Source organism: Curvivirga sp., assembly GCF_965219885.1.
Classification (GTDB): Bacteria; Pseudomonadota; Alphaproteobacteria; order UBA8366; family Aestuariispiraceae; genus Curvivirga.
On sequence record NZ_CBDCOT010000009.1, the window covers coordinates 1,932,673 to 1,956,226 of the forward strand.

The following is a 23,554-nucleotide window of genomic DNA, read 5'->3' on the forward strand; positions in this document are numbered from 1 at the left end:
CTGATTTGTATGTAACGCAAAGCAGAATTCAATCTGAATGGAATTCAAATGGACCTGACGCAGGAAAAAGTATTAGAAACTGCAAACCAATCGCTTGATAGCGGGCAATTGGAACAAGCTATTGTCCTCATAGATCTTGCGATACAACGTTGGGGGCGAAATACGGAAATACTTCCAGTGCAAATTAAGATGCACCTTTTGTCTGGGCAATCTGATGAAGCTCTTGAAGCCATCCGAGCTCTATCAGATTTACAAGATGATCATCCTTTGGTTCTATTGCAACAAGGTGCATTGGAAGTTCAACTTGGTCTGTTCGAAGAAGCAATACTGCACTTAGAGAAAGCTATTCAGCTATATCCCGACCAATTGACGCTTTATAAGTGGCTTGGCCATGCTTATCATGAATTGGGAAATTTGGAAGCGGCTATTCCTGCATATGAAAAGGCGCTGCCGGATCCGCAACTTGCAAAAGAAATCCGATTACCACTTTCGTTTGCATACAGAAATTCGAGGCGTTTATCTGAATCTGATGCATTACTGAAAGAAGAATTGCAGGATTCGTCTAGCAATCTTGTTGCACGATTTGCTCTTGCGCAGAATCGTCTGATGAGAGGAGATTTAGAGAATGGCTTTTTAGATTACGAAAGTCGTTGGCAGCAACGCTTAGAAGACAAAGCAGTTATTCCCTGTCCTATGTGGAAATTTGGGGATGATATTCGCAGCAGAAACATCCTTATTTTTGATGAACAAGGATTTGGAGATTGCATCCAATTCAGTCGATTTATTCCTGAAGTTGTTGCGTTAGCTAATACGGTTACATTGCGTTTACGGCCTAAATTGCGAAAACTATTATCGTCTCAGATTACAGGATGTGAGTTATGTGACGATATGAATGACGTGCATTCTGCGGATATTGCTATTCCAATGATGAGTTTACCTTTGGTGTTAGGGCTGGATAGAGAAACTATTCGCCATAAATATTCAAACACATATCTTAGTGTCGAAGACACAGCGAAGGCTAAATGGATCACCTGCCTAAAGGAAAAGACTCCTGATAAATTTGCAGGTAAAACAAAGATAGGGCTGATTTGGCAGGGGGATCCTAACTCTCCTGCTGAGCAAGGACGGTCTATGTCATTTAAGGATGTGTATCCTTTATTTGATACCGATAAGGCCGTTTTTTATATTTTACAAATGGATGATGGTAGAGATCGTTTTGAGGGAATGACGTTATCTGAAAACGTGGTGGATTTGGGAAATATACTGGATCAGGATGGTCACGCATTTATGGATACAGCTGCTGTTATGAAGTTAATGGATGTTGTTTTAACGTCAGATACGGCAACAGCACATCTTGCCGGTGCTTTAGGCTGTGAAAGCTGGATTATGTTGAAATATGTGCCGGAATGGCGATGGGAATTGGAAGGGGTGGAAAGTTACTGGTATCAGTCTGCAAAATTATACAGACAAGCTGCCCGTGGCGACTGGGGATCAGTTATTGAAAAAATTTCAATAGAAATTCCAAAAATATAATTATCTTTTTTAAAAACTGGCAGAATTTTTGCTGTGCATTATATTAATAATGTTAACATGTATTTCTTTTGAGGTAAGTTCCTTGTCTGCGCGTTTTTTCAAAATCAATAACAATGCGATTTCTTGGCTGGCTTTAACAATTGTTGCGGTTCTTGTCGCAAGCTGTGTAAAGCCTCTCTATGAGCCAAATAAAGAAGCACGACGTGTAACAGCACAACTGGTTCAAGCGGCACATGATCAAGGAAATATTTTATCGGATAACTCACTTGAGGGATATGATCTAAATTTATTTCCAATCATTTATCGCAATATTCAGGACCAATATGTTTATACAGTAGATGGTCAGGCTCTATTATTAGCAGCGATTGAAGGGGTGCAAGCGCATGCCGTTGATGAAGGTAGTATGGATCGTGATACCTTTGACGAGGTAGCGACACAGTCCATGCTTGCTTCTCTTGATGATTACAGCACTTACATGGACGCAAAAGCATATCGTTCTTTTATGGAACAGACGCGCGGTGCATATGCGGGCTTAGGGATACAAATCTCAAATCATGAAAAAGGATTACTTGTCGTGTCTCCCTTTGAAGGGAGTCCCGCAGATCAAGTAGGTATATTGCCGGGGGATGTAATTACCCATGCAGATGGAAAAGCCTTGGCAGAATTATCCATGCAAGAATCTATCAATTTATTGCGAGGACGAGTTGGAACGTCAGTTGTGGTAACGGTAGAACGTGAAAATAGTGAAAGTTTTAATGCATCTATTCGAAGAGATATTATCGAACTTCACCCTGTCAGACATGAGATAGAAGGGGAAGTTGGCTATATTCGTATCTCTAACTTCTCTGAAGGTGTTGGAAGTATGGTTGTGGATGCGATCAATGATATTGAACGAAAAGTCGGCGAAGACAAGCTGTATGGGTATGTCTTGGATTTGCGAAAGAACCCCGGAGGGCTACTGACTGAGGCTGTAAGCGTGAGTAGCGCCTTTTTATCGCAAAAGCTGATCGTGAGCACCAGAGAGCGAGATGGAGAGAATAGCTTTGATTCTGGTTACGGGGAGGTCGCAGATGGTAAACCTGTCGTTGTCTTAATCGATGAAGGATCTGCGTCGGCTTCGGAAATTGTTGCTGGTGCTTTACAAGATCATGAACGTGCTGCTCTTTTAGGGCAACCCACATTCGGCAAGGGATCCGTCCAATCTGTTTTCCCTTTATATGAAGGCGGTGTGAAACTAACGACAGCCCTTTATTTTACACCTTCCGGCCGTACTGTGAATGGTGGTATTCAACCGCAATATATTGTGACTGATGATCCTGATGAGGATGGGGACGAACAGTTAACTGCAGCTTACAGATTAGTTGTTGAACTGGCGGGCGGGCCGAATCTCAATTGGACATTGGGTAGTGAAGGGCAGTAGATTTTCAAATGATCTTCATTCGTCTAGTGTCGCGTCAGATTTTTTTATCTTTCTTAGTGATAATATTTTTAGCTGCATGTGCAAGAAAACCAGAACTCGGATTGGATATTGATCCCAAAAAACTCAGCAGACATTACTATGAAAGTATTGATGCAACACGTCGTTTGGCAACTCTGAACGATGAAGAAGAAAAGATACTTTTAAGAGATGGTGAAATCTCTCACCATGATTTAGAGAATTTCCGTCTGATTTATATGATAGCACGTACGTATCATATAGAAACAATCCATCAAAGCGCCATACTTGAAGCTGCATGGGATGCAATTCGCACCGAAGTTGCAGAAAATGGGAAAGTATCTGAACGCGCCTATGAAGCTTTTGCCATCGATGGTTTCTTATCATCTTTAGATCAGTATAGCCATTTTTACGATCTCAAAACCAACTATAAAAAATTTGATAATATGGCAATTGGCGTGTCTCAGTTTGGGGCTTTGATGATGAAAGTCCCTCTTGGACTTCAGGTTATTGGATTGAAACGGGAAGGGGTAGCACATGTTGCAGGTGTTAGGGTTTCAGATATTATAAAATCGGCAAATGATATAGAGCTTTCAAACTTAAATGAGAGGCTCGCAACTAAGGAAGTTGTTAATTTTTATAGCGATAGAATGCGTTTAGAAATCATCAGGAATGGAAATGTAATCGATCCGATTGTTATCCCAAGGCAAACCCGCAGTGAGCCTGAAATGTTATCATCATATGTAGAAAATAATACGGCAGTAATACGCCTTGCAGATTTTGATGATCATGCTGCTAAGTATATGAAGGTTGCAATAGCGGATGCATTTGATGAAACAAATGGCTCTCTTACGGGAATAATTCTGGATGTGAGATCCAATCCTGGTGGTGATTTGGATGAAGCTATTGGTATCTTGGATTTGTTTCTACCAAAAGGTAGTCCATTTGGAGAAATGGTCGGAAAGCATGACAAACAACAATTAGCTGCTGAAGAAGCCGATTTTAGCCGTAATTTACCTATGGTTATTCTGCAGGATGCTGGTTCCGCTTCTGCCTCAGAGCTGGTGGCGGGAGTTTTGAAAGTAAATAAGCGTGCCACCGTAATTGGGGAAAAGAGTTATGGGAAGGATGTTGCTCAATCTGTAATCCCTTTAAATGATAAAAGCGGCTTAGTTGTTTTAACGACAAGTCGATACTTTCTTCCATTAGGAGAATCTGTTAAGGGTGGTTTGCGACCTGATATTCTTGTGAAAGACGATCCGGATTTATATGGGGATGAGCAAATGAAAGCTGCCTTCGATTTTATTCGGAAAGCCATTGATAAGAGAAAGCAGGCTGCGCATGGATCTTAACTATTAGGGTAAGTTAGATCGCATATAATTAATGGGAAGCGCTGCAGAAGCAGCGATACAGGGTATAAGAATGTCGAATGTGAGTTTCCGCCTAGCCACATCAACGGATGCGCCATCATTAGCGCGTTTAATGACAAATCTAGCTAAGCATATTGAAACGGTTGAGAAGCCAGATGATGATCCATCTCTTCGTTCGGTTTCTGCTGTTGATCTTGAACAAAGATTAGCCGCCGCTGCGGCAGATGTCGGGGGGCAGTTTCAAGCGTTGGTCGTTGAAATTGAAAATGTGATTTGCGGTGCTGTATTCTTTACTCTGACATATGATGCAATCATGGGGGAAACCTGTGCAATCGTTCGCCATATTTATGTGGAAGAAGTTGTTCGACGCCAAAAAGTCGGCTCACATTTGATGATCCAAGTTGCTCAACTTGCCAAAGAGCAGGGATGGGTGCGACTGGAATGGCAAGTGGAACGACTGGATTTAGAAGCGCGTGTTTTCTTTGACAAATTATCTGATGATAGTTTTAGGCTGCATAGATTAAATTATGCGCTTGATCGCCCACATATTGAAGCTTTAGCGGCGTTACTAGAGAATTAAGTCGGCTATTTAATAACTTTACTTGCTGGTAAAGATGGTAATTTTGCTTCTACATCTTTGATCGTTGGTACTGAACTTTGTGATCCAGCTTTCATACAACAAAGTCCTGCACCTACTGATGCATAACGTAACGCTTCTTCCATATCTTTGCCCTCAACCAGCATTGCGCCTAAATATCCGACGAAAGTATCGCCTGCAGCAGTTGTGTCAATTGGTGCTATAGGAAGGGCAGGTGTGGAAATTCCCCCGTCAGGACTAAAGAATATACTGCCCGCGCCACCCATTGTGAGGACCGACTTCATACCAAATTTTTCTGCAAGGTAACGTGGAAGGCGTGTGACTTTTTCACTATCTAAATCCAAACCATCAGCAATGGTACGTGCTTCACCCTCATTTACAATTAAAAGATCGATCATTTTGAGAATGTCCAATGGGACATATCGTGCAGGGGCAACATTCAACGTAACAGGACATTTTTTTTCATGTGCGCGTCGAATAAGTTTCCAGTTTTCCTCGACCGGTGTTTCCATTTGTATCAATAAGCGATTATCTGGTGTAAGCCAGCTATCTGGAACCTGACTTGCTTTCGCGCTGAGATTTGCACCGGAAGCGACAGCAATAGAATTCTCAGCACCTTCATCTACCCATATAGAGGCACATCCTGTTGGTAGATCAGATTTACCTAGCTGGGAAAGATCAACTTCATATTCTTTTAAGAGATATAAAGCTTCCTCTGCAAAGCCATCATCACCCACCATACCAACCATGGCTGTATCTGCGCCCGCGCAAGCTGCGGCTAACGCTTGATTCGCACCTTTTCCTCCGGGATTCATTAAAAAGGTTTTGCCAAGAACCGTTTCGCCAGGTTTTGGCATATGATCCAGCGGAAATGTGATGTCCAAATTAATCGAGCCAAAGGTGATAATCATCTTATGCCATCCCAAGTGTCGTTTTTGTATTTATGACCAAATGTATCATACATTTTTTTCATTAAGTCATTCATTATTAACATTTTGGAATGTTACTGAGTCTAGGTAAATTTCCAAGTGAATAAATTATTAATCGGAATCTTCTTGATTGCAGTTTCATTGAATTGTAATCTTCGCGTCTGTGTGATTTTGTGATCACAAAAATATTTTCTCAAGAATTAAGGAATTCGTGAAATGAGCAACGTTGGTAACTCTCCGGAAAGCCGTGACATCGCCTATGTAATGCATCCTTACACTAATCAGGAAAAGCATAAAGAAATCGGGCCGATGATCGCTGAAAAAGGCGAAGGTGTTTGGATTACTGATACAAATGGTAATAAATATATCGAAGGTATGGCTGGCCTTTGGTCTACTTCTTTAGGCTTTAACGAGCAGCGCCTCGTAGATGCTGCTACCAAACAAATGCAAGAATTGCCTTATTATCATTTGTTTGCTCATAAGACGACAAACCCGGCCATTGAGTTAGCTGAGCGCCTTGTGAAAATGGCGCCTGTACCAATGGCGCAAGCGTTTTTCTGTAACTCCGGCTCTGAAGCAACAGATACTGTTGTGAAAATGGTTTGGTATTATAACAATGCCAAAGGTCGTAAGGACAAAAAGAAAATCATAGCGCGTACAAAAGGTTATCATGGTGTGACTGTTGCTGCTGCAAGCATGACAGGTCTGCCTTATAATCACCTAGATTTTGATCTGCCAATTGCCAATATTATGCATACAGATTGTCCTCATTACTATCGCTTTGGCGAAGAAGGAGAGAGTGAAGAAGATTTCGCAACGCGCATGGCAGATAGTTTAGAAAAGAAAATTCTGGATGAAGGCCCGGAAACTGTTGCCGCTTTCATTGCTGAACCTGTTATGGGCGCAGGTGGTGTTATTTTGCCTCCAAAAACATATTTCGAGAAAGTTCAGGCTGTTCTTAAAAAATATGATGTTTTATTCATTGCAGATGAAGTGATTTGCGGTTTTGCACGTACTGGTAATATGTTCGGTTCTGAAACCTTCGATCTGAAACCAGATATGATGACTGTTGCGAAAGCGCTATCATCTTCCTATTTGCCGATTTCAGCAGTCATTGTGAACGAAGATGTTGCCTCCACTATTTCTGCGAATTCCGGTAAGATTGGTACATTCGGTCACGGCTATACATATTCTGGCCATCCGGTTTCAGCAGCAGTTGCCGTTGAAACATTAAAGATTTATGAAGAACGCGATATTCTTGGTCATGTGCGTTCTGTAGCTCATCATTTACAAGACGGTCTGCGCAAATTTGCAGATCATCCATTGGTAGGTGAAGTGCGTGGTACAGGTTTGATTGCGGCTGTTGAGCTGGTTGCAAATAAAGAAACCAAAGAAAACTTTGATCCTAAAATGGCTGTGGGGCCTTATCTCGTCGGGCGTGCGCAAGAACATGGCGCAATTCTTCGTGCGATGGGTGGGGATGGTGTTGCATTCTCTCCCCCACTGATTATTACAGGTGAAGAACTTGATATGTTGGTTGAGCGTTTCGGCAAGGCATTGGATGACACTGCTAACTGGTTACGTGAAACGGGTCAGTGGAATGGATAAAATTGAACTAGATCAAACTTTGCATTTTTAAACGAAATGTGAAGCCATTTCATAGATTATGACATTGTAAAATCAGCTGGGGCATTCTAAAAGATGCTCCAGCTTTTTATATTAGAAGCATCCTAAGTTTAAGGTTGCTCCTGCGGGATTTGATAAAATGACTTTTGATAAGCTATTTCAAGATAAACTCAGCGAATTGCATGACGAAGGACGTTACCGTATTTTTGCGGAACTTGAGCGTCAGGTTGGTCAATTTCCCGCGGTAAACTTCTACGAAGATACAAATAAAGAGCCAGTACAGAACGTCAAAGTATGGTGTTCCAATGACTATTTAGGTATGGGACAAGATCAGCGTGTTATTGATGCGATGACCAAAGCTTTGCAAGAATGTGGAGCCGGTGCGGGCGGTACACGTAATATTTCAGGCACCACACATTACCATGCGATGTTAGAACAAGAATTAGCGAGCTGGCATAATAAGGATGCTGCTTTGCTGTTTACATCTGGTTATGTTGCAAACCAAACAGCTCTGATGACCTTGGGGCGCGAAATCAAAGATGTAATTCTTTATTCAGATGCTCTTAATCATAACTCCATGATTCAAGGTATTAAGCAGTCTCGCGCAGAAAAACGCATATGGGCCCATAACGATGTGGAAGATTTGGAGCGAAAATTAGCTGCAGACAATCCTGATGTACCAAAAATCGTCATTTTCGAATCTGTTTATTCCATGGATGGCGACGTGGCGCCGTTACGTGAGATTATTGATATATGCAAAAAGTATAATGCGCTTACTTTTTTGGATGAAGTACATGCTGTTGGTATGTATGGAAAGCATGGGGCAGGTATTGCAGAACGTGATGGTGTCATGGATGAAATTGATATCATTCAAGGCACGTTGGGTAAGGCTGTTGGTGTTGTCGGTGGCTATATTGCAGCCAAGAAAGAAATCGTTGATTTTATCCGGTCCTTTGGAGATGGTTTTATTTTTACAACAGCTTTGCCGCCTGCGATTGCAGCGGGTGCAATTAAAAGCATTCAATTGTTGAAAGAAGGCGAATCAATTCGCGCTTCGCATCAGGAACGTTCTCAAACATTGAAAGATAAACTGACTGCTGTTGGCATACCTGTGATGCCGTCGCAATGTCACATTGTTCCTGTTTTTGTCGGTGATCCTGTACGTTGTAAGCAAATGACTGATGAGTTGATGAAACAATTTGGCATTTATGTGCAGCCTATCAATTATCCAACAGTTCCAAAGGGTACAGAACGTATCCGATTAACCCCATGTCCATTACATAATGATGACATTATGGATGAATTTATTGATGCTTTATGTCAAATTTGGGACCAGATGGGTTTGGATAGAGCTGCTTAATCCTCTCAAAATATAAAAAAATATCTCCCTAAACCCCCGTGATATATCAGATTTTGAAAAATCAAGGGAAAAAACGTCGTTTTAATCGTTGACAGTTCGGTTAAAGGGATTGCACACTGCAATCATTATTCGGGCAAAAGACCTGAAAATAAATGAAAATCATACATGCGCTAAATGACATGTATGTGCAGGGAGAAAGAGACTGGTGATTAAACCGATTCTTATTGTGGGCAGAGTCTATGCCGACAACTCGCACTCTAATTGCGAGCAAAATCTTTCGTCCGTATTATTAACCATTAACGTGAATGAGGGATGGGGCCTATGACAGGATCCACCGACAATATTGTTGTCTTTGAAGGTGTTCAGAAAAGTTATGACGGCGAAACATTAGTCGTTAAAGATTTGAACTTAGATGTCGAACGAGGTGAGTTCCTGACCATGCTTGGTCCTTCCGGTTCCGGTAAGACCACTGTATTGATGATGTTGGCTGGTTTTGAAGTGCCAACACATGGTCAGATTTTATTAAATGGAACACCAATTAATAATACACCACCACATAAACGTGGCATTGGGATGGTTTTCCAGAATTATGCGTTATTCCCGCATATGACTGTTGGTGAAAATCTGGCTTTCCCATTAGAAGTACGGAAAATGGGTAAAGCGGAAATCGAAGATCGCGTAAATAAAGCGCTGGATATGGTACGTTTGGGCGGCTTCGCAAATCGTCGTCCAGCTCAGCTTTCTGGTGGTCAGCAACAGCGTGTGGCTGTTGCCCGTGCATTGGTATTTGAACCTGAATTGGTATTGATGGATGAGCCGCTTGGCGCGTTGGATAAAAACCTTCGTGAAGAGATGCAGTATGAAATTAAACATATTCATGAAAATCTCGGCGTAAGTATGGTTTATGTGACCCATGATCAATCCGAAGCTTTGACCATGTCTAACCGTGTTGCCGTATTTGAAGATGGTGTGATTCAACAATTGGCACCACCTGATGTGTTATATGAACAACCAGATAATGCTTTTGTTGCCGGATTTATCGGGGAAAATAACAAACTTTATGGTAAAATTGTTTCTGAAGATGATGTGAATTGTAAAGTGGAACTTGAAGGTGGTGGCGGTACGGTTGCTGCGATGAAAGTAAACGCATCTGGTGTTGGAACACGTACCACATTATCCATGCGTCCAGAACGTGTTACGATTAATCCTGAAGGTAACGCTGCGGAAAACACATGTTCTGCGAAGGTGGAAGAATTGATTTATTTAGGAGATCATATTCGTACACGTGTAAGTGTTTCTGGAAATAGTGATTTTATTGTAAAAATTCCTAACTCCCATGGTCATGTTATCTTGCAGGAAGGTACCGAAGTGACCATTGGATGGCAGACAGATGACTGCCGTGCCTTGGATGCACCAAACGTATAATAATAAAAAAGTTTCTGGATCCGTGGGAAAGCTGAACCCTCACGGATTTGGGAATTTCCATCAAAGCAAAGATCAAAATCTGGTTTTGTCGCGGTGGATTTAAACAGGTTCAGCTTAGTCTGATCTAATCTTATGGTAGGATTATTTTTCAAGACAGGGAGAAAAACATGAAAAAACTACTTACAACATCTGTATTGGCTGCAGCAACAGTTGGTGTTGCGGCGACTGCACAGGCTGAAAGCTTGACAGTTCTTTCTTGGGGTGGTGCTTATGCATCTTCTCAACGTGAAGCATATTACAAACCATATACAGCTGCGACAGGTACTCAGATCGTTGAAGATGAATTCAACGGTGAGCTAGCTAAAATTAAAGCGCAAGTGGAAGCTGGTAACGTTACAATTGACGTTGCTGACCTTGAGTCCGCAACAGCATTGCAAGGTTGTGACGAAGGTGTTCTAGAAGTTATCGACTGGTCTCGTATTCCAAATGCGGATGACTTTATTCCAGGTTCCAAATTGGAATGTGGCGTAGGTACGATTACTTGGGCAACAATTGTTGCTTATAACACAACAGCATTCTCTGGTGACCAACCATCTACAATGGCGGACTTCTTCGATCTAGATAAGTTCCCAGGTAAGCGTGGTGTTCGTAAGAGCCCGAAAGTGATGTTGGAATTTGCTTTGATCGCTGACGGTGTTCCTGCGGCGGAAGTATATGACGTAATGGATACAGAAGAAGGTATCGATCGCGCGTTTGCTAAGCTTGACACAATCAAAGACAGCATTGTTTGGTGGGAATCTGGTTCTCAACCACCTCAACTATTGGCTGACGGTGAAGTAACAATGTCTGCGGCTTGGAACGGTCGTATCCAATCTGCGATTGATGGTGAAAACCAACCGTTCAAAATTATCTGGGATGGTCAAAACCTAGACTTTGATATGTGGGTGATTCCAAAAGGTACACCAAACTTGGACAAAGCGTATGACTTCTTGAAGTTCGCGTCTGCTGCTAAGCAAATGGGTACACAACATACATATATCGGTTATGGTCCAGTAACTAACGAAGCTGGTACAATGATTGTTGATGAAAAATTGGCTGAGAAATTGCCATCTGCACCAGTAAACTTGGGGAACTGGGTTCCACATAACCTTGATTTCTGGGCTGACAACTTTGACGATCTAAACGAGCGTTTCCTTGCTTGGGTTAGTCAATAATTAATTGATATAGAGGCGGGCATAGCATGCTGTGCTCGCCTTTCTTATCATTAAATGACTTACTAAAATATATTGATTAGACTGGTTCAAAGCTATGGCAATTGCTACTGATTCAACACAGCCGTTGACGACTGCTGACGGCACCCCATTGCGCCAAAGCTTAAGGCGTGCGGAACGCTTGAATAAGCTTCGTGCATTTGGCTTGGTTGCTCCTTTATTTTTATTCATCTTGGTCTTTTTCGTTTTTCCGATCGCAAAATTGGCTTCCGTTTCTGTGGACAATTCAATTGTACCAGAGATTCTGCCAAACACGGTTGAAGCAATTCAGGACTGGGATGGAACTGATCTTCCACCAGAACCTGTGTGGGAAGCGATGGCTGCTGACTTGGTAGAAGGTAAAAAGAATAGAAATATTGCCAAAGTCGGTAAGCGACTGAATTTTGAAAAACCGGGTTTTCGCCGGTTACTGATTAAATCAGCCCGTAAGGCTGATAAACTAGAGGCACCGTATAAAGAGTCTCTAATTAAAGCGAATAAGAAATGGGCAGACCCGGAATTTTGGAATGTTCTTAAACGCGAATCTGGAAGTTATACTTTTAGTTATATTCTGGCCGCTGTTGATATGACCTATTCTGATGATGGCTCCCTAACAATGGTTGATGATGATAATGCAGTATATCTGGATATCTTCGGGCGTACTTTATTTATCTCCGCACAAGTGACATTAACTTGTCTCTTGTTAGGTTTTCCAATTGCTTATCTTTTATCCACGTTGCCGGCAAAGACAGGCAATATGTTAATGATCTTTGTATTGTTGCCTTTCTGGATTTCCTTATTGGTGCGTACAACTGCTTGGATTGTATTGCTTCAAGACCAAGGTGTAATTAACTCTGCACTTATTGGGTTAGGGATTATCGATGAGCCTCTAGCACTCATCCGAAATCGCGTGGGTGTTGTTGTTGCGATGACCCATATCTTACTTCCGTTTATGATTTTGCCATTATATTCCGTGATGAAAGGGATTAATCCATCGTTGATGCGTGCGGCTAAATCCATGGGTGCAAATCCTGCGATCGCATTCTGGCGTGTTTATACTCCGTTAACTGTACCAGGAATTGGTGCTGGTGGTTTGTTGGTGTTCATTATTTCTATCGGTTATTACATTACACCTGCGTTAGTAGGTGGGCCGAAAGATATTATGGCTTCGCAATTGATTGATGTTCAGATGAACCAGCAATTGAACTGGAATATGGCCTCTGCGATTGGTGTGGTTTTATTGGCGATTACCTTAGTATTGTTTGCAATTTACAACCGTTTGGTCGGTATCGACCGGATGAAAATGGGTTAAGGAGAAATAATAATGTCAGCTTTACCTCCTTATGCATCACCACTAGAAAAAGCTTGGTTCTGGACATTCAGAATTGGCTGCGGCTTGATCTTATTCTTTTTGATCGCGCCTATTATCGCTGTGGTTCCGCTTTCTTTTAACTCGCAACCATATTTTACTTATCCGATGGAAGGCTTTTCCTGGCGTTGGTATTATGATTTCTTTGATATGTGTAGTACGCAGGATATCGTTGCCGACTATCAAATGCGTTTCGATGCAGGTGAAATCAGTGACAATCCATGTCCGCAAACAACGTCTGGTGTATGGCTAAGTACTGTTAAAAACTCAATCATTGTTGCGATCTTTAGTACGTTGCTTGCAACCACACTTGGTACAATTGCTGCGATGGGACTAAGTAAAGGTCGTTTCTTTGGTAAGGGCTTTGTGCAAGCCGTACTTATCTCCCCAATGATCGTTCCATTGGTTATTACAGCTGTTGGTTTGTTCTTCTTTTATAGTGCGGCGGACCCTGGTCTTCGTGGTTTCATGGAAGCAACAGGTATCAATTGGTTAACAACCACACTGTTTGGAGCTGAACTTGGTTTAACAGGTAGCTTGATGGGACTTGTTTTGGCCCATGCAACATTAGGTATTCCATTCGTTGTGATTACTGTAACGGCGACAATGGTATCTTTTAACCAGAATCTTGTACGGGCTGCTTTAAGCTTAGGCTCAAGTCCCGTGCGTAGCTTCTTTAAGGTGACCTTCCCGCTGATTATTCCAGGTATTTTCTCTGGTGGTTTGTTTGCCTTTATCACATCTTTTGATGAAGTGATCTTGGTACTCTTCTTGGCCGGTCCGGAAGAACGTACATTACCTCGTCAGATGTTTAGTGGTATCCGTGAACAGTTAAGCCCGACAATTGCAGCGGCCGCTGGTCTGTTGGTTGTTCTGGCTATTATATTGATGATTGTTATGGAATTATTACGTCGTCGTGGTGAGCGTCTACGTGGTATTCAATCTTAAGAAATGGAACCAGTTCGGTTTCGACGCAAAAAGGCAGCTTACTCAGCTGCCTTTTTTGTTAAGAATAGTTCTTAATTGACTGGAAATATTTTTCAAAGCATCTTATATAACATATAAGTCTAAAAAACATCTTCAGGGAGTTCTCTTTTATGTATCAGGATAAAGTCCTTATTCCGGCAGAAGCAATTAAGCTGGCGGCTCTAGGTGCCTTGGTAATGGGAGAGATGACCTATTCGGACCTAGCCCGTGATATTCGCCATGTGGTTGCTCGTGTCGTTGGGCCCAATCTTGATCTCCTTGGGTCCTCCTTAGAAATTTTACGCTTGGAAGGTCTTATTCGCCCGAAAGATGGAAGCGACAATGTTGATGATGCGACAATCTTGGTTGTGACTGAAGAAGGTATTGATGTTTTCTTCAATCTGATGTCGTCAGGGTTACGCGTTCCGATGGATGAAACTGGCCGTTTGGTTTATTTCCTGAAACTGCGCTTTCTTGATTGTTTGGATGGCGATGACCTTTTGGATCAGCTGGATCTTTTAAAGGAGTTCCATCAAGGGGAACTGGCGCGGCTTAAAGATATACATGACACCCATGGCCGTGGTAGTTTGGATGCCAGTCTGCAAATGGAAATACAACAGCAACAATCCCGCATTGATTGGCTTGAAGCATTAGAGAAACAAGCCGCTTAATTTCGAAAATATTCGAATTTAAAAATATTTTACAAAATCCTGTTTGTGACTTTTAGCAAGTCATGCTATCCGCCTAAGACTAACTGATTTGGGCAGAGGCATTTCCATGAATATTTTTGAACGCTTTCTAACAATCTGGGTGGCACTTTGTATTGTGGTTGGAATTGCGCTTGGGCATTTCTTTCCTGCCCTTTTTCAATCAATCGGTAATATGGAATTGGCAAATGTAAATTTGCCTGTCGCCGTCTTAATATGGTTGATGATTATTCCAATGTTGGTGAAAATTGATTTCACAGCTTTAGCACAAGTTATGGAACATTGGCGGGGCATTGGGGTTACCTTGCTAATCAACTGGGGAATTAAACCATTCTCAATGGCATTACTTGGATTGGTCTTCATAGGTTATGTCTTTGAAAGCTATTTACCCGCAGATCAACATGAAAGCTATATTGCAGGTCTTATCTTGCTTGCCGCAGCGCCTTGTACCGCCATGGTCTTTGTTTGGAGTAATCTTACCAATGGGGAACCTCATTTCACGCTAAGTCAGGTTGCGTTGAATGATGTCATCATGATCGTGGCTTTCGCACCTATCGTTGGATTGTTACTCGGTATCTCTGCCATCACAATTCCATGGGATACCTTAATGCTCTCTGTCGGGCTTTATATCGTCATTCCTGTTATTATTTCCCAGATCATTCGTCGGATGGCTATGGCATCTGGTGGTCAAGCAAGTTTGGATCGTTTACTTGGTGTTTTTGGGCCAGTTTCTATGGCGGCCCTATTGGCGACTTTGGTGCTATTATTCGCCTTTCAGGGAGATCAAATTTTAAATCAGCCGATGATCATCGTAATGTTGGCAATCCCGATTTTAATTCAGGTTTATTTTAACTTTGGCGTTGCCTATTTCTTGAACCGTTGGAGTGGGGAGGCTCATTGTATTGCCGCGCCATCTTCTTTGATTGGGGTCAGCAATTTCTTTGAACTGGCAGTTGCGGCTGCGATCAGTATCTTTGGTTTTGATAGCGGTGCTGCCCTTGCAACCGTGGTTGGTGTATTGGTCGAAGTTCCTGTGATGTTAACCTTGGTTAAGATCGTTAACAAATCAAAGGGCTGGTATGAACGCGGCTCAGCTGTTAAGGCTCGTATGGAGCGTAAATCAGCAGACTAATCTTAAAGACAGTATGATTAATAAACGTGCTGTCCACCTGTGACAAAGACTTCTGTGCCGGTCACATAGCCGAAATCATTGTTGCATAACTGATAGACTGTGCCTGCAACTTCTTGCGCAGTCCCCATGCGTTGCATTGGAATACGGGCCACGAGAGGTTCATATTCAGGTCCAATCATTTCTGTGGCAATTTCACCTGGTGCCACTGCATTTACACGCACGCCTAGTTCTGCAAACTCAACTGCTAATTCGCGGGTCAAAGCGGAAAGCGCGGCCTTTGAAGTGGAATAGGCGGAGCCTGCAAATGGATGAATGGAATGGCCCGCAATAGATGTGATATTAACAACACCGGCCCCAACGCCTTTTGCACCACGACCAAGGGCTGCTGCAAAACCACGGCACAGAGTTAGTGGGGTGAAGAAGTTCAGTTCAAAGACTTCCCGCCAACGATCTGTATCGCCATTTAAGCAACCAAGACGTTCCTTATAGGGTGTTTTGGGTGAAACAGCTGCGTTATTGACAAGCGCGTTTAATTGGCGTCCTTTCAGAAAATCATTTGCCTCATCAATAAAGGCGGCAACTGATTTTTGATCTGATAAATCGGTCGGAATATGTAAGGCCCAGTTTGGATCAGCTTTACAATGTTCAGGAATGTCGTCACGGGAGCATGTAATGATATACCATCCTTCATCCGAAAAACGTTTTACCGTGGCATGGCCGATACCACGGCTTGCACCTGTGAGAACCACAGCAGGACGGTTATCTTGATCGCTTGTCATGTTTAATCCTTCTTAGCTTGCTTAAGCAGATATAAGCTCTTGTGATCACCTTACAAGAATTTCTATCTATTCAGTTGATACCGGATCCTGAGGCACAATAATTATTTCTGTATATTATGGATATAGACGGTCAATTTCCCAATCATCGGTTTCATTTTCACGGGTGAAGATAAAGCGATCATGTAGGCGGAAGGCACCATCTTGCCAAAATTCGATGCGATGTGGGCGGATACGGAAACCGGACCAATGATCCGGGCGTGGTACTTTGCTAATACCAAATTTTGCTGTGTATTTTGCCACACTTTTTTCAAGTGCGTAGCGACTTTCAAGTGGACGTGATTGTTGAGATGCCCACGCACCAATCTGACTACCACGTGAACGAGATGCATAATATTCATCAGCTTCTTCACTTGTTACAGATTCCACTAATCCCTCGACACGAATTTGTCGACGTTTACTTTTCCAATGAAAGAGAAGGGCGGCTTTTGGATTTTCTAAAAGATCGCGTCCTTTGTTACTTTCCAAATTCGTGTAAAAAACAAAACCTTGTTCGTCATAGCCTTTCAACAACACCATACGTACTGCTGGCTGCCCATCTTTTGTCGCAGTTGCCAAGGCCATGCCATTTGGATCGTTAAGTTCACTTTCTTCTGCTTCGCTTAGCCATGTTGCGAATTGTTCGAATGGGTTTTCGGTGGATAATTCCATGATGATCCGTTCCTCTTATTATTTGGTTTTGCTTTTTACTTTATATGGAACGTAGACTATCTGGAACCGCGCCACGGATAAAGAGGGAAATATGGGAAAAGACTATGGAAATTTCGGATCATACAGTGTAAACGGTCTGGAAATTGCATTTATTCCTACCTATCTCTTATAATATATGTAGGTACAGTTATTTGCTGTATGGCAAGTCATTGTTTAACTCTGCCCCTGCATGTATGATCTGTTGGGAGCGAACTGAAATTGGCATATACGAGTAGTATGAAGAATCCTTATGATATTCTAGGCGTTCAACGTGGCGCGTCAGAAAGCGAAATCAAAACAGCTTATCGCAAGTTAGCGAAAGAGTTGCATCCTGATTTAAATCCGAATGATTCCATCGTGGAGCAAAGATTTAAAGAAGTATCTGCGGCCTATAACTTGTTGTCTGATAAGCAGAAGAAAGCGCAATTTGATCGTGGTGAGATCAATGCAGATGGTTCTGCACGTGGTGGATTTGGCGGTGGCGGCTTCGGTGGCGGTGGTTTCGGCGGCGGCGGCTTTGGCGGTTTCGGGGCCGGGGCAGAAGATATCTTTGCTGATATGTTTGGGCGCGGTCGATCGCGTGGTCGATCCAATACAGTTCGTATGAAAGGTCAGGATGTCAGCCATACAATCTCTGTTTCATTTGAAGAAGCCGCAACAGGTGGACGACGTCAAATCCGTCTTCATGATGGACGTAGTGTGAATGTAAATATTCCCGCGGGTTCCGAAGATGGACAATCTTTACGTCTAAAAGGGCAAGGCATGCCCGGTATGGGCGGGGCCGAACATGGCGATGCCTATGTTGAAATTCATGTTGGGAAACACAAGTTTTTCGAGCGTGATGGTAATGACATATTCCTAGATTTACCGATTAGTTTGGCAGAGGCTGTGTTAGGTGCCAAGGTGACCGTACCAACTATCACTGGCTCCGTTTCAGTGAATGTGCCTGCTGGCTCTAATACCGGGGCGACTTTACGTTTGCGAGGTAAGGGGATTACACCGAAATCTGGTAATGCGGGTGATCAATACGTGAAGTTAAAAGTCATGCTTCCAGAAAAACCGGATAAAGAACTGATCGAATTTGTCGAAAAATGGTCTAAAGATTTTGACTATGATGTACGTAAAAAAGCTGGCTTGAAATAAGCCAGCTTTTTCTTTGAAGATTGATTTATTCTGCCAGGGCCAACTTCGCCCCAAGAAAACCAAAGACACCCGCAAAACATTTCTTTATGACATTTAATACCGCAGGGCGTGTAATAACATAGTCTCTCGCAGCAGCGGCAAATGCGCCATATCCTACAAATACAACGAATGTCATGACCATGAACACTAACGCGAGGTTAATCAGTTCAACGGTTGGGTTGGCAGCATTCGCAGAAACAAATTGCGGTAAGAAAGCAAGGAAGAAGAGAGAAAGTTTAGGATTAAGCACATTAATCAAAGTGCCAGTCATAATGATTTTACCAAAACTTTTGGAGCTTCTTTCTTCATTCACATCCATCGTTCCACGATCTTTAAGAGTATTCCATGCCATATAGAATAAGTAGGCAGCACCAAGATACTTAATAACCTGAAAGGCAAGGGCACTTGTATGAAGTAAAGCTGCGAGACCAATAATGCTTGCGATTGCTGCAGGGACAATTCCAAAAGTGCAGCCAATTGATGCTGCGATACTTGCCTTAAAGCCACGACCAAGGCCAACGGCTAGAGTGTAAATCACACCTGTTCCCGGTAATAGCACCACGACCAGTGAAGTTAGTAGAAATTCAATCGACATATCTTCCCCTTATTCTTTAATTGTTACCAACTGCACCAGCGCCAATCAGTGCAAGTGCCTTTGAGGCCATACCAGATGCCGTTTTTTTGTCTTCAATTTCTTTCGTCAGCTTTTTGGGTTTGATTGGAAAGTTTTCCTCTTCATGCATGTCTTTTAGGATTGTTTCCAAATCATCGGCGAAAATATGTCCTATCTCCTTTTCAGAATGATTTAACATATTTTGTAAGCGATGTGCCCATGCATGGCTTAGATGTGTGTTGGAGAATGTCTTGTCCAAAGTCAGATCTAAATTGTGAATAAGATCAGCCAAGCGATAGTCTTTTAAATCACGGCATAAATGCCAACGGCCTGTATCTGACTTGGTGATGAAATGGAGTTCTTCTAACTTACTTAAGGCAAAGTGTAGCTGTTCCGGCCCCATACCTGTAACGGCAGGCATACGACGTTCGGTCAGGCCTTTGCCTATAGCAGTTGCTTCTTTCAAAGCATGTAATAAAGAAAGAGACGCGGTTAATCTCTCAGATAAACTAATGCTACCCTTTGTGATTTTTCGGCTACCTGCACGCCATTCGGGTAAGGCGGCCGTGAATTGCGCACTAAATAAAATCACATTCCAACTGAGATAAATCCATAACAAGAAAATTGGGATGGTGGCCATTGCGCCATAGATCGTTTCATATGTCGGAAAGCTGGTGATATAAAATGTGAAGCCCTTCTTTAACAATTCCAGAATAGCCCCTGCCAGTATGCCCCCTTTTAGCGCATCACGTTTGCGGACAGGATAGTTTGGAATCAGCAAAAACATCAACATAAAGCCAATTGTTAACAGGAAGAAAGGCATGAATGACGCAAGCTGAAAATAGGACCCTGTTAGATCATCTAATCCAGATGTGCGCGCATAGGCAAATAAAGCAGAACTGATGGAAATATTGGCACCAAAGAAAAGTGGCCCAAGTGTTAGAATTGCCCAATATACCAAAAGCCGTGCAATAATTGAGTTGGGTTTTCTTGCTCGCCATATTTCATTAAAGGTGCCGGAAATAGTTACCAGCAACATGATAGATGTGACGCCTAGGAAAATGATGCCGACCGCACTTAATCCACCTTGCGCCTTTGAAGTGAAGCTTTCCAAATGCTCTTGGACGGAATTACCTACGCCCGGTACAAAATTTTCGAAGATAAAGTTCTGGGCCTCAGCCTTTAAATTTTCAAAAGCCGGGAAGGCTGCAAAAATCGCAAAGCTGATGGCAAGCAGTGGCACCATAGCCAAAAGGGAGGTAAAGGTAAGGGATGCCGCGCGAGGTTGCATTTTATCATGCATGAAACGTTGAAGAACATAACGCATCAGTTTCGCGAATTCTTGCAGTTTTTGTCCTAACATAGCGACCATGTGAGTGCCCTTTGGCTGATAAAATTTAAAAAATCTAATTTCTATTGTTAAATAATTTACCTGAGAATTCAAAGCTTTTAGCGGTTTAATCTGTCCTTTATGGTCGGTTCAAAAGAGAAGAGTTTAAATGTTACAAAAAAATTCACGAATTTGATCGGCAGACCTTTGACGAAACGGCGAAACAGCGTATGATGCGGGCTGGATTTTTAGCGGGAAAACAAGAGGTTTTTTAGTATGACTAACCCGTCACAACTCATGGCAGGTAAGCGTGGTCTTATCCTTGGCCTTGCAAATGACAAATCTATTGCTTGGGGTATTTCTAAGGCATTGGCAGAGCATGGCGCGGAAATCGCCTTCACTTATCAAGGTGAAGCGCTAGAGAAACGCGTACGCCCATTGGCTGAATCATTAGGATCTACCATCATTTTACCATGTGATGTAACCGATGAAGAAAGCATGGATAACGTATTTGCTGAACTTGAAAAGCAATGGGGTAAGATTGATTTCTTGGTTCATGCGGTTGCATTCGCTGATAAAAGCGAATTGAAAGGCAAGTATCTAGATACATCCCGTGACAATTTCTTAATGTCTATGGATATTTCTTGTTATTCTTTAACTGCCTTGGCACGTCGTGCTGCACCATTGATGAATGAAGGCGGTTCTATCGTAACACTGACATATTATGGCGCTGAACGTGTGATGCCTCATTATAATGTAATGGGTGTTGCAAAAGCTGCATTGGAAGCATCTGTTCGTTACCTGGCGGTTGATATGGGTAGTCAGGGTGTGCGTGTGAATGCGATTTCTGCTGGCCCAATTAAAACATTGGCCGCAAGCGGTATTGGTGATTTCCGTTTCATCCTTCGTTGGAACGAGTTAAACGCGCCATTGAAACGCAATGTAACCATTGACGAAGTTGGTGGCTCTGCCCTTTATCTTCTATCTGATTTAGGCGCTGGTGTTTCTGGCGAAGTTCATCATGTTGATTGCGGATATCACACAGTTGGTATGGTTGCGATTGATGCTGCTGAAGAATCTGCGGAATTGCTTGAACAAATTAAAGAACGTTCCAAGTAGTTCTTTTGACGTTTTGCGATTGCAAAGCTGTTAATATGATTTAAAACCAAAGGCCGGCATTATGCCGGTCTTTGTAATTAAAGACCTTGAGATTAAGATAAAGGGTTTGAATATGTCCGGTAACGGTTTTGGTCATTTATTCCGCTTCACCACTTTTGGTGAAAGTCATGGTCCAGCGATCGGTTGTGTTGTTGATGGTGTGCCACCATGTGTACCATTATCCGAAGCGGATTTGCAGGTTTATCTGGACCAACGCAAACCGGGACAAAACAAACATACCACCCAACGTCGAGAACCAGATGAAGTTAAAATTCTGTCTGGTGTTTTTGAAGGGCAAACTACGGGAACTTCAATTGGTTTGTTGATAGAAAATACAGATCAACGTTCCAAAGATTATTCCGACATTATGGATAAATTCCGCCCGGGGCATGCAGATTACACCTATTGGGAAAAATACGGTATTCGTGATTATCGTGGTGGTGGTCGTTCTTCTGCGCGTGAAACAGCTATGCGTGTGGCCGCAGGCGGTGTTGCCCGCAAAGTTCTTAATCACATTATCGAAGGCGGCGTTCAAATCCGTGGTGCCTTGGTTCAAATGGGACCTCATAAGATTAATCGCGATAATTGGGATTGGGATCAGGTCGGCCAAAATCCGTTCTTCTGCCCAGACGCGGAGGCTGCACGGGATTGGGAAGCATATCTGAATGATATCCGTAAAAGTGGTTCCAGCTGTGGGGCGGTTATTGAAGTACAAGCCTCTGGTGTACCTGTAGGTCTTGGCGCGCCTGTATATGATAAAATGGATACAGATATTGCGCGTGCTTTTATGTCCATTAACGCAGTAAAAGGTGTTGAAGTTGGTGCTGGTTTTGACTCTGCAGCTTTGACAGGGGAAGAAAATGCGGACGAAATGCGTATGGGCGCTGATGGGAAACCTGAATTCACCAGTAACAAAGCTGGCGGTATTCTTGGTGGTATAACAACAGGCCAGGACATTATTGCCCGTTTCGCAGTTAAACCGACAAGTTCTATCCTAACACCTCGTAAAACCGTGACAAAAGATGGGCAGGATGCAGATATCCTCACCAAAGGTCGTCATGATCCATGTGTTGGTATCCGCGCTGTGCCTGTAGGAGAAGCTATGATGGCTTGTGTTATCTTGGATCATTATATGCGTCATCGCGCGCAATGCGGTGAGTAAACAACGATGTCAGAAAAACGCCCGCGCTTGATTCCATTAAGCCACGCAAATCTTGGGGCGTTACTTGCCTTAAATGCTACAACTGGTTGGTCCTTAAACCGCGAAGACTGGCTGACATTGTTAACATCCGCACGTCTCATTGGACATGTGAATGATAAAGAAGAAATTGTCACCTGTGGTGCGATTACGCCTTTCAGTGCGGATAAAGGTGCGATTGGTTGTGTGATCACCCATCCTGACTATAAACGTCAGGGACTGGGTAAAGAATTAATTGAGCGTATCGTTGGTTTATTACCAGAAGAAAACGTCTCTCTTTGCCTGATTTCAACTGATGTTGGGCAAGGGCTCTACGAACAGTTTGGTTTCAAGAAGGTTGATGAGATCACCCGTGGGTTCGCTAAAACTTTTGATGCTGGGAAAATAGAAGATCTTCTGGAAGAAGGTTGGTCTATTCGTGAATCTCTACCCGTAAAGGATTTAGGTAATTTATTACGACTTGATGCGGATCGTTTTGGGGCGCCGCGTATCAAGATGGTAAAGCGTCGTATGGGGCAATCCAAATATCGCGCTTTTTTATATGACCCTGAAAATGAATTACAAGGCTATGCGTTAGGTTCGGAGCAAGAAGGCATCACCGTTATTGGTGGTTTAACTGCGCCGAATGAAGATATGGCTTTAGCTTTGGTGCAATCCATTGCCGATCGTGCTGCGCCGCAATATCAAGTGGATATCCCTGTTATGCATAAAGGCTTGGTCGAGAAAATGGGCAAAGCGGGTATGGATTGGGTTGAAACAGCCCCGATTATGATACGTGGGGATTGGGATATCACTGCAGGTTGGGATCAGTATTTCGCATTATCCACGCAGTCTTATTTGTAAAGTG

The 23,554-nt window shown here is 42.8% G+C and carries 21 protein-coding genes; 16 read left to right on the top strand and 5 right to left on the bottom strand.

From position 1 onward, the window contains the following. The first annotated feature begins 48 nt into the window (after positions 1-48). The 4 genes from ACOQOA_RS14590 to ACOQOA_RS14605 all read left to right on the top strand — a co-directional run bounded on the left by ACOQOA_RS14590 (position 49) and on the right by ACOQOA_RS14605 (position 4,918). Entirely contained in the window at positions 49-1,533 is a 1,485-nt protein-coding gene (locus ACOQOA_RS14590) for a tetratricopeptide repeat protein (RefSeq protein WP_420549349.1), read from the top strand. 82 nt (positions 1,534-1,615) lie between these two features. After that, on the top strand, positions 1,616-2,953 hold the full coding sequence (locus tag ACOQOA_RS14595; protein WP_420549350.1) for a S41 family peptidase: 1,338 nt from the start codon (positions 1,616-1,618) through the stop codon (positions 2,951-2,953). A gap of 8 nt (positions 2,954-2,961) precedes the next feature. Then, the gene (locus ACOQOA_RS14600; RefSeq protein ID WP_420549351.1) at positions 2,962-4,320 is read left to right on the top strand and encodes a S41 family peptidase; all 1,359 of its coding nucleotides are present in this window, start codon (positions 2,962-2,964) and stop codon (positions 4,318-4,320) included. A 70-nt stretch (positions 4,321-4,390) separates the two neighbouring features. Further along, positions 4,391-4,918 (top strand): GNAT family N-acetyltransferase, encoded by a 528-nt coding sequence (locus ACOQOA_RS14605; protein ID WP_420549352.1) that lies wholly within the window; start codon positions 4,391-4,393, stop codon positions 4,916-4,918. A 5-nt stretch (positions 4,919-4,923) separates the two neighbouring features. Here ACOQOA_RS14605 and ACOQOA_RS14610 read toward each other — a convergent pair whose 3' ends face one another. Further along, positions 4,924-5,847, bottom strand: coding sequence for a ribokinase (locus ACOQOA_RS14610; RefSeq protein WP_420549353.1), 924 nt, complete (start codon positions 5,845-5,847; stop codon positions 4,924-4,926). Positions 5,848-6,081: 234 nt separating this feature from the next. On the opposite strand from ACOQOA_RS14610, the gene ACOQOA_RS14615 reads away from it, so the two are divergent. The 8 genes from ACOQOA_RS14615 to arsB all read left to right on the top strand — a co-directional run bounded on the left by ACOQOA_RS14615 (position 6,082) and on the right by arsB (position 15,700). After that, the gene (locus ACOQOA_RS14615) at positions 6,082-7,473 is read left to right on the top strand and encodes an aspartate aminotransferase family protein (protein WP_420549354.1); all 1,392 of its coding nucleotides are present in this window, start codon (positions 6,082-6,084) and stop codon (positions 7,471-7,473) included. Positions 7,474-7,630: 157 nt separating this feature from the next. Then, positions 7,631-8,851 carry a 5-aminolevulinate synthase gene (gene hemA, locus ACOQOA_RS14620; RefSeq protein WP_420549355.1) on the top strand — a complete coding sequence of 407 codons (1,221 nt, stop codon included), beginning with the start codon at positions 7,631-7,633 and terminating at the stop codon, positions 8,849-8,851. Positions 8,852-9,172: 321 nt separating this feature from the next. Then, positions 9,173-10,276, top strand: coding sequence for an ABC transporter ATP-binding protein (locus ACOQOA_RS14625; protein WP_420549356.1), 1,104 nt, complete (start codon positions 9,173-9,175; stop codon positions 10,274-10,276). Positions 10,277-10,443: 167 nt separating this feature from the next. Then, positions 10,444-11,490, top strand: a complete 1,047-nt coding sequence (locus ACOQOA_RS14630) for an ABC transporter substrate-binding protein (RefSeq protein ID WP_420549357.1) — start codon at positions 10,444-10,446, stop codon at positions 11,488-11,490. Between the two features lie 94 nt (positions 11,491-11,584). Beyond that, positions 11,585-12,838 (top strand): ABC transporter permease, encoded by a 1,254-nt coding sequence (locus ACOQOA_RS14635; RefSeq protein ID WP_420549358.1) that lies wholly within the window; start codon positions 11,585-11,587, stop codon positions 12,836-12,838. A gap of 12 nt (positions 12,839-12,850) precedes the next feature. After that, positions 12,851-13,843 (top strand): ABC transporter permease, encoded by a 993-nt coding sequence (locus tag ACOQOA_RS14640; protein ID WP_420549359.1) that lies wholly within the window; start codon positions 12,851-12,853, stop codon positions 13,841-13,843. 149 nt (positions 13,844-13,992) lie between these two features. Then, positions 13,993-14,532: a hypothetical protein gene (locus ACOQOA_RS14645; RefSeq protein ID WP_420549360.1), complete on the top strand. Its 540-nt coding sequence runs from the start codon at positions 13,993-13,995 to the stop codon at positions 14,530-14,532. Between the two features lie 106 nt (positions 14,533-14,638). Next, positions 14,639-15,700, top strand: a complete 1,062-nt coding sequence (gene arsB / locus ACOQOA_RS14650; protein WP_420549361.1) for an ACR3 family arsenite efflux transporter — start codon at positions 14,639-14,641, stop codon at positions 15,698-15,700. A 17-nt stretch (positions 15,701-15,717) separates the two neighbouring features. Here the strand turns inward: arsB and ACOQOA_RS14655 are convergent, their stop codons facing one another. Beyond that, positions 15,718-16,479 carry an SDR family oxidoreductase gene (locus tag ACOQOA_RS14655; RefSeq protein WP_420549362.1) on the bottom strand — a complete coding sequence of 254 codons (762 nt, stop codon included), beginning with the start codon at positions 16,477-16,479 and terminating at the stop codon, positions 15,718-15,720. Positions 16,480-16,593: 114 nt separating this feature from the next. Continuing rightward, positions 16,594-17,187 (bottom strand): pyridoxamine 5'-phosphate oxidase, encoded by a 594-nt coding sequence (gene pdxH / locus ACOQOA_RS14660; protein ID WP_420549363.1) that lies wholly within the window; start codon positions 17,185-17,187, stop codon positions 16,594-16,596. Positions 17,188-17,445: 258 nt separating this feature from the next. On the opposite strand from pdxH, the gene ACOQOA_RS14665 reads away from it, so the two are divergent. Then, on the top strand, positions 17,446-18,369 hold the full coding sequence (locus tag ACOQOA_RS14665; protein ID WP_420549364.1) for a DnaJ C-terminal domain-containing protein: 924 nt from the start codon (positions 17,446-17,448) through the stop codon (positions 18,367-18,369). Between the two features lie 25 nt (positions 18,370-18,394). On the opposite strand, the gene ACOQOA_RS14670 is transcribed toward ACOQOA_RS14665, so the two are convergent. Beyond that, positions 18,395-19,003 (bottom strand): LysE family translocator, encoded by a 609-nt coding sequence (locus ACOQOA_RS14670; RefSeq protein ID WP_420549365.1) that lies wholly within the window; start codon positions 19,001-19,003, stop codon positions 18,395-18,397. 16 nt (positions 19,004-19,019) lie between these two features. Next, positions 19,020-20,393, bottom strand: a complete 1,374-nt coding sequence (locus tag ACOQOA_RS14675; RefSeq protein WP_420549366.1) for a YihY family inner membrane protein — start codon at positions 20,391-20,393, stop codon at positions 19,020-19,022. 234 nt (positions 20,394-20,627) lie between these two features. Between ACOQOA_RS14675 and fabI the strand changes: the two genes are divergently transcribed. The 3 genes from fabI (at position 20,628) to ACOQOA_RS14690 (ending at position 23,550) form a co-directional block, all read left to right on the top strand. Then, complete coding sequence (gene fabI / locus ACOQOA_RS14680; RefSeq protein ID WP_420549367.1) at positions 20,628-21,470, top strand: enoyl-ACP reductase FabI; 843 nt, start codon at positions 20,628-20,630, stop codon at positions 21,468-21,470. A 112-nt stretch (positions 21,471-21,582) separates the two neighbouring features. Beyond that, positions 21,583-22,671 (top strand): chorismate synthase, encoded by a 1,089-nt coding sequence (aroC, locus tag ACOQOA_RS14685; protein ID WP_420549368.1) that lies wholly within the window; start codon positions 21,583-21,585, stop codon positions 22,669-22,671. A 6-nt stretch (positions 22,672-22,677) separates the two neighbouring features. Further along, positions 22,678-23,550: a GNAT family N-acetyltransferase gene (locus ACOQOA_RS14690; RefSeq protein ID WP_420549369.1), complete on the top strand. Its 873-nt coding sequence runs from the start codon at positions 22,678-22,680 to the stop codon at positions 23,548-23,550. Positions 23,551-23,554 lie beyond the last annotated feature (4 nt).

What these genes read in the sequence shown, in the direction of transcription:
- ACOQOA_RS14590 (WP_420549349.1), top strand. Translation starts at nt 49, where the DNA reads ATGGACCTGACGCAGGAAAAAGTATTAGAAACTGCAAACCAATCGCTT.
- ACOQOA_RS14600 (WP_420549351.1), top strand. Translation starts at nt 2,962, where the DNA reads ATGATCTTCATTCGTCTAGTGTCGCGTCAGATTTTTTTATCTTTCTTA.
- ACOQOA_RS14605 (WP_420549352.1), top strand. Translation starts at nt 4,391, where the DNA reads ATGTCGAATGTGAGTTTCCGCCTAGCCACATCAACGGATGCGCCATCA.
- ACOQOA_RS14610 (WP_420549353.1), bottom strand. Translation starts at nt 5,847, where the DNA reads ATGATTATCACCTTTGGCTCGATTAATTTGGACATCACATTTCCGCTG.
- ACOQOA_RS14615 (WP_420549354.1), top strand. Translation starts at nt 6,082, where the DNA reads ATGAGCAACGTTGGTAACTCTCCGGAAAGCCGTGACATCGCCTATGTA.
- hemA (WP_420549355.1), top strand. Translation starts at nt 7,631, where the DNA reads ATGACTTTTGATAAGCTATTTCAAGATAAACTCAGCGAATTGCATGAC.
- ACOQOA_RS14625 (WP_420549356.1), top strand. Translation starts at nt 9,173, where the DNA reads ATGACAGGATCCACCGACAATATTGTTGTCTTTGAAGGTGTTCAGAAA.
- ACOQOA_RS14630 (WP_420549357.1), top strand. Translation starts at nt 10,444, where the DNA reads ATGAAAAAACTACTTACAACATCTGTATTGGCTGCAGCAACAGTTGGT.
- ACOQOA_RS14635 (WP_420549358.1), top strand. Translation starts at nt 11,585, where the DNA reads ATGGCAATTGCTACTGATTCAACACAGCCGTTGACGACTGCTGACGGC.
- ACOQOA_RS14640 (WP_420549359.1), top strand. Translation starts at nt 12,851, where the DNA reads ATGTCAGCTTTACCTCCTTATGCATCACCACTAGAAAAAGCTTGGTTC.
- ACOQOA_RS14645 (WP_420549360.1), top strand. Translation starts at nt 13,993, where the DNA reads ATGTATCAGGATAAAGTCCTTATTCCGGCAGAAGCAATTAAGCTGGCG.
- arsB (WP_420549361.1), top strand. Translation starts at nt 14,639, where the DNA reads ATGAATATTTTTGAACGCTTTCTAACAATCTGGGTGGCACTTTGTATT.
- ACOQOA_RS14655 (WP_420549362.1), bottom strand. Translation starts at nt 16,479, where the DNA reads ATGACAAGCGATCAAGATAACCGTCCTGCTGTGGTTCTCACAGGTGCA.
- pdxH (WP_420549363.1), bottom strand. Translation starts at nt 17,187, where the DNA reads ATGGAATTATCCACCGAAAACCCATTCGAACAATTCGCAACATGGCTA.
- ACOQOA_RS14670 (WP_420549365.1), bottom strand. Translation starts at nt 19,003, where the DNA reads ATGTCGATTGAATTTCTACTAACTTCACTGGTCGTGGTGCTATTACCG.
- ACOQOA_RS14675 (WP_420549366.1), bottom strand. Translation starts at nt 20,393, where the DNA reads ATGGTCGCTATGTTAGGACAAAAACTGCAAGAATTCGCGAAACTGATG.
- fabI (WP_420549367.1), top strand. Translation starts at nt 20,628, where the DNA reads ATGACTAACCCGTCACAACTCATGGCAGGTAAGCGTGGTCTTATCCTT.
- aroC (WP_420549368.1), top strand. Translation starts at nt 21,583, where the DNA reads ATGTCCGGTAACGGTTTTGGTCATTTATTCCGCTTCACCACTTTTGGT.
- ACOQOA_RS14690 (WP_420549369.1), top strand. Translation starts at nt 22,678, where the DNA reads ATGTCAGAAAAACGCCCGCGCTTGATTCCATTAAGCCACGCAAATCTT.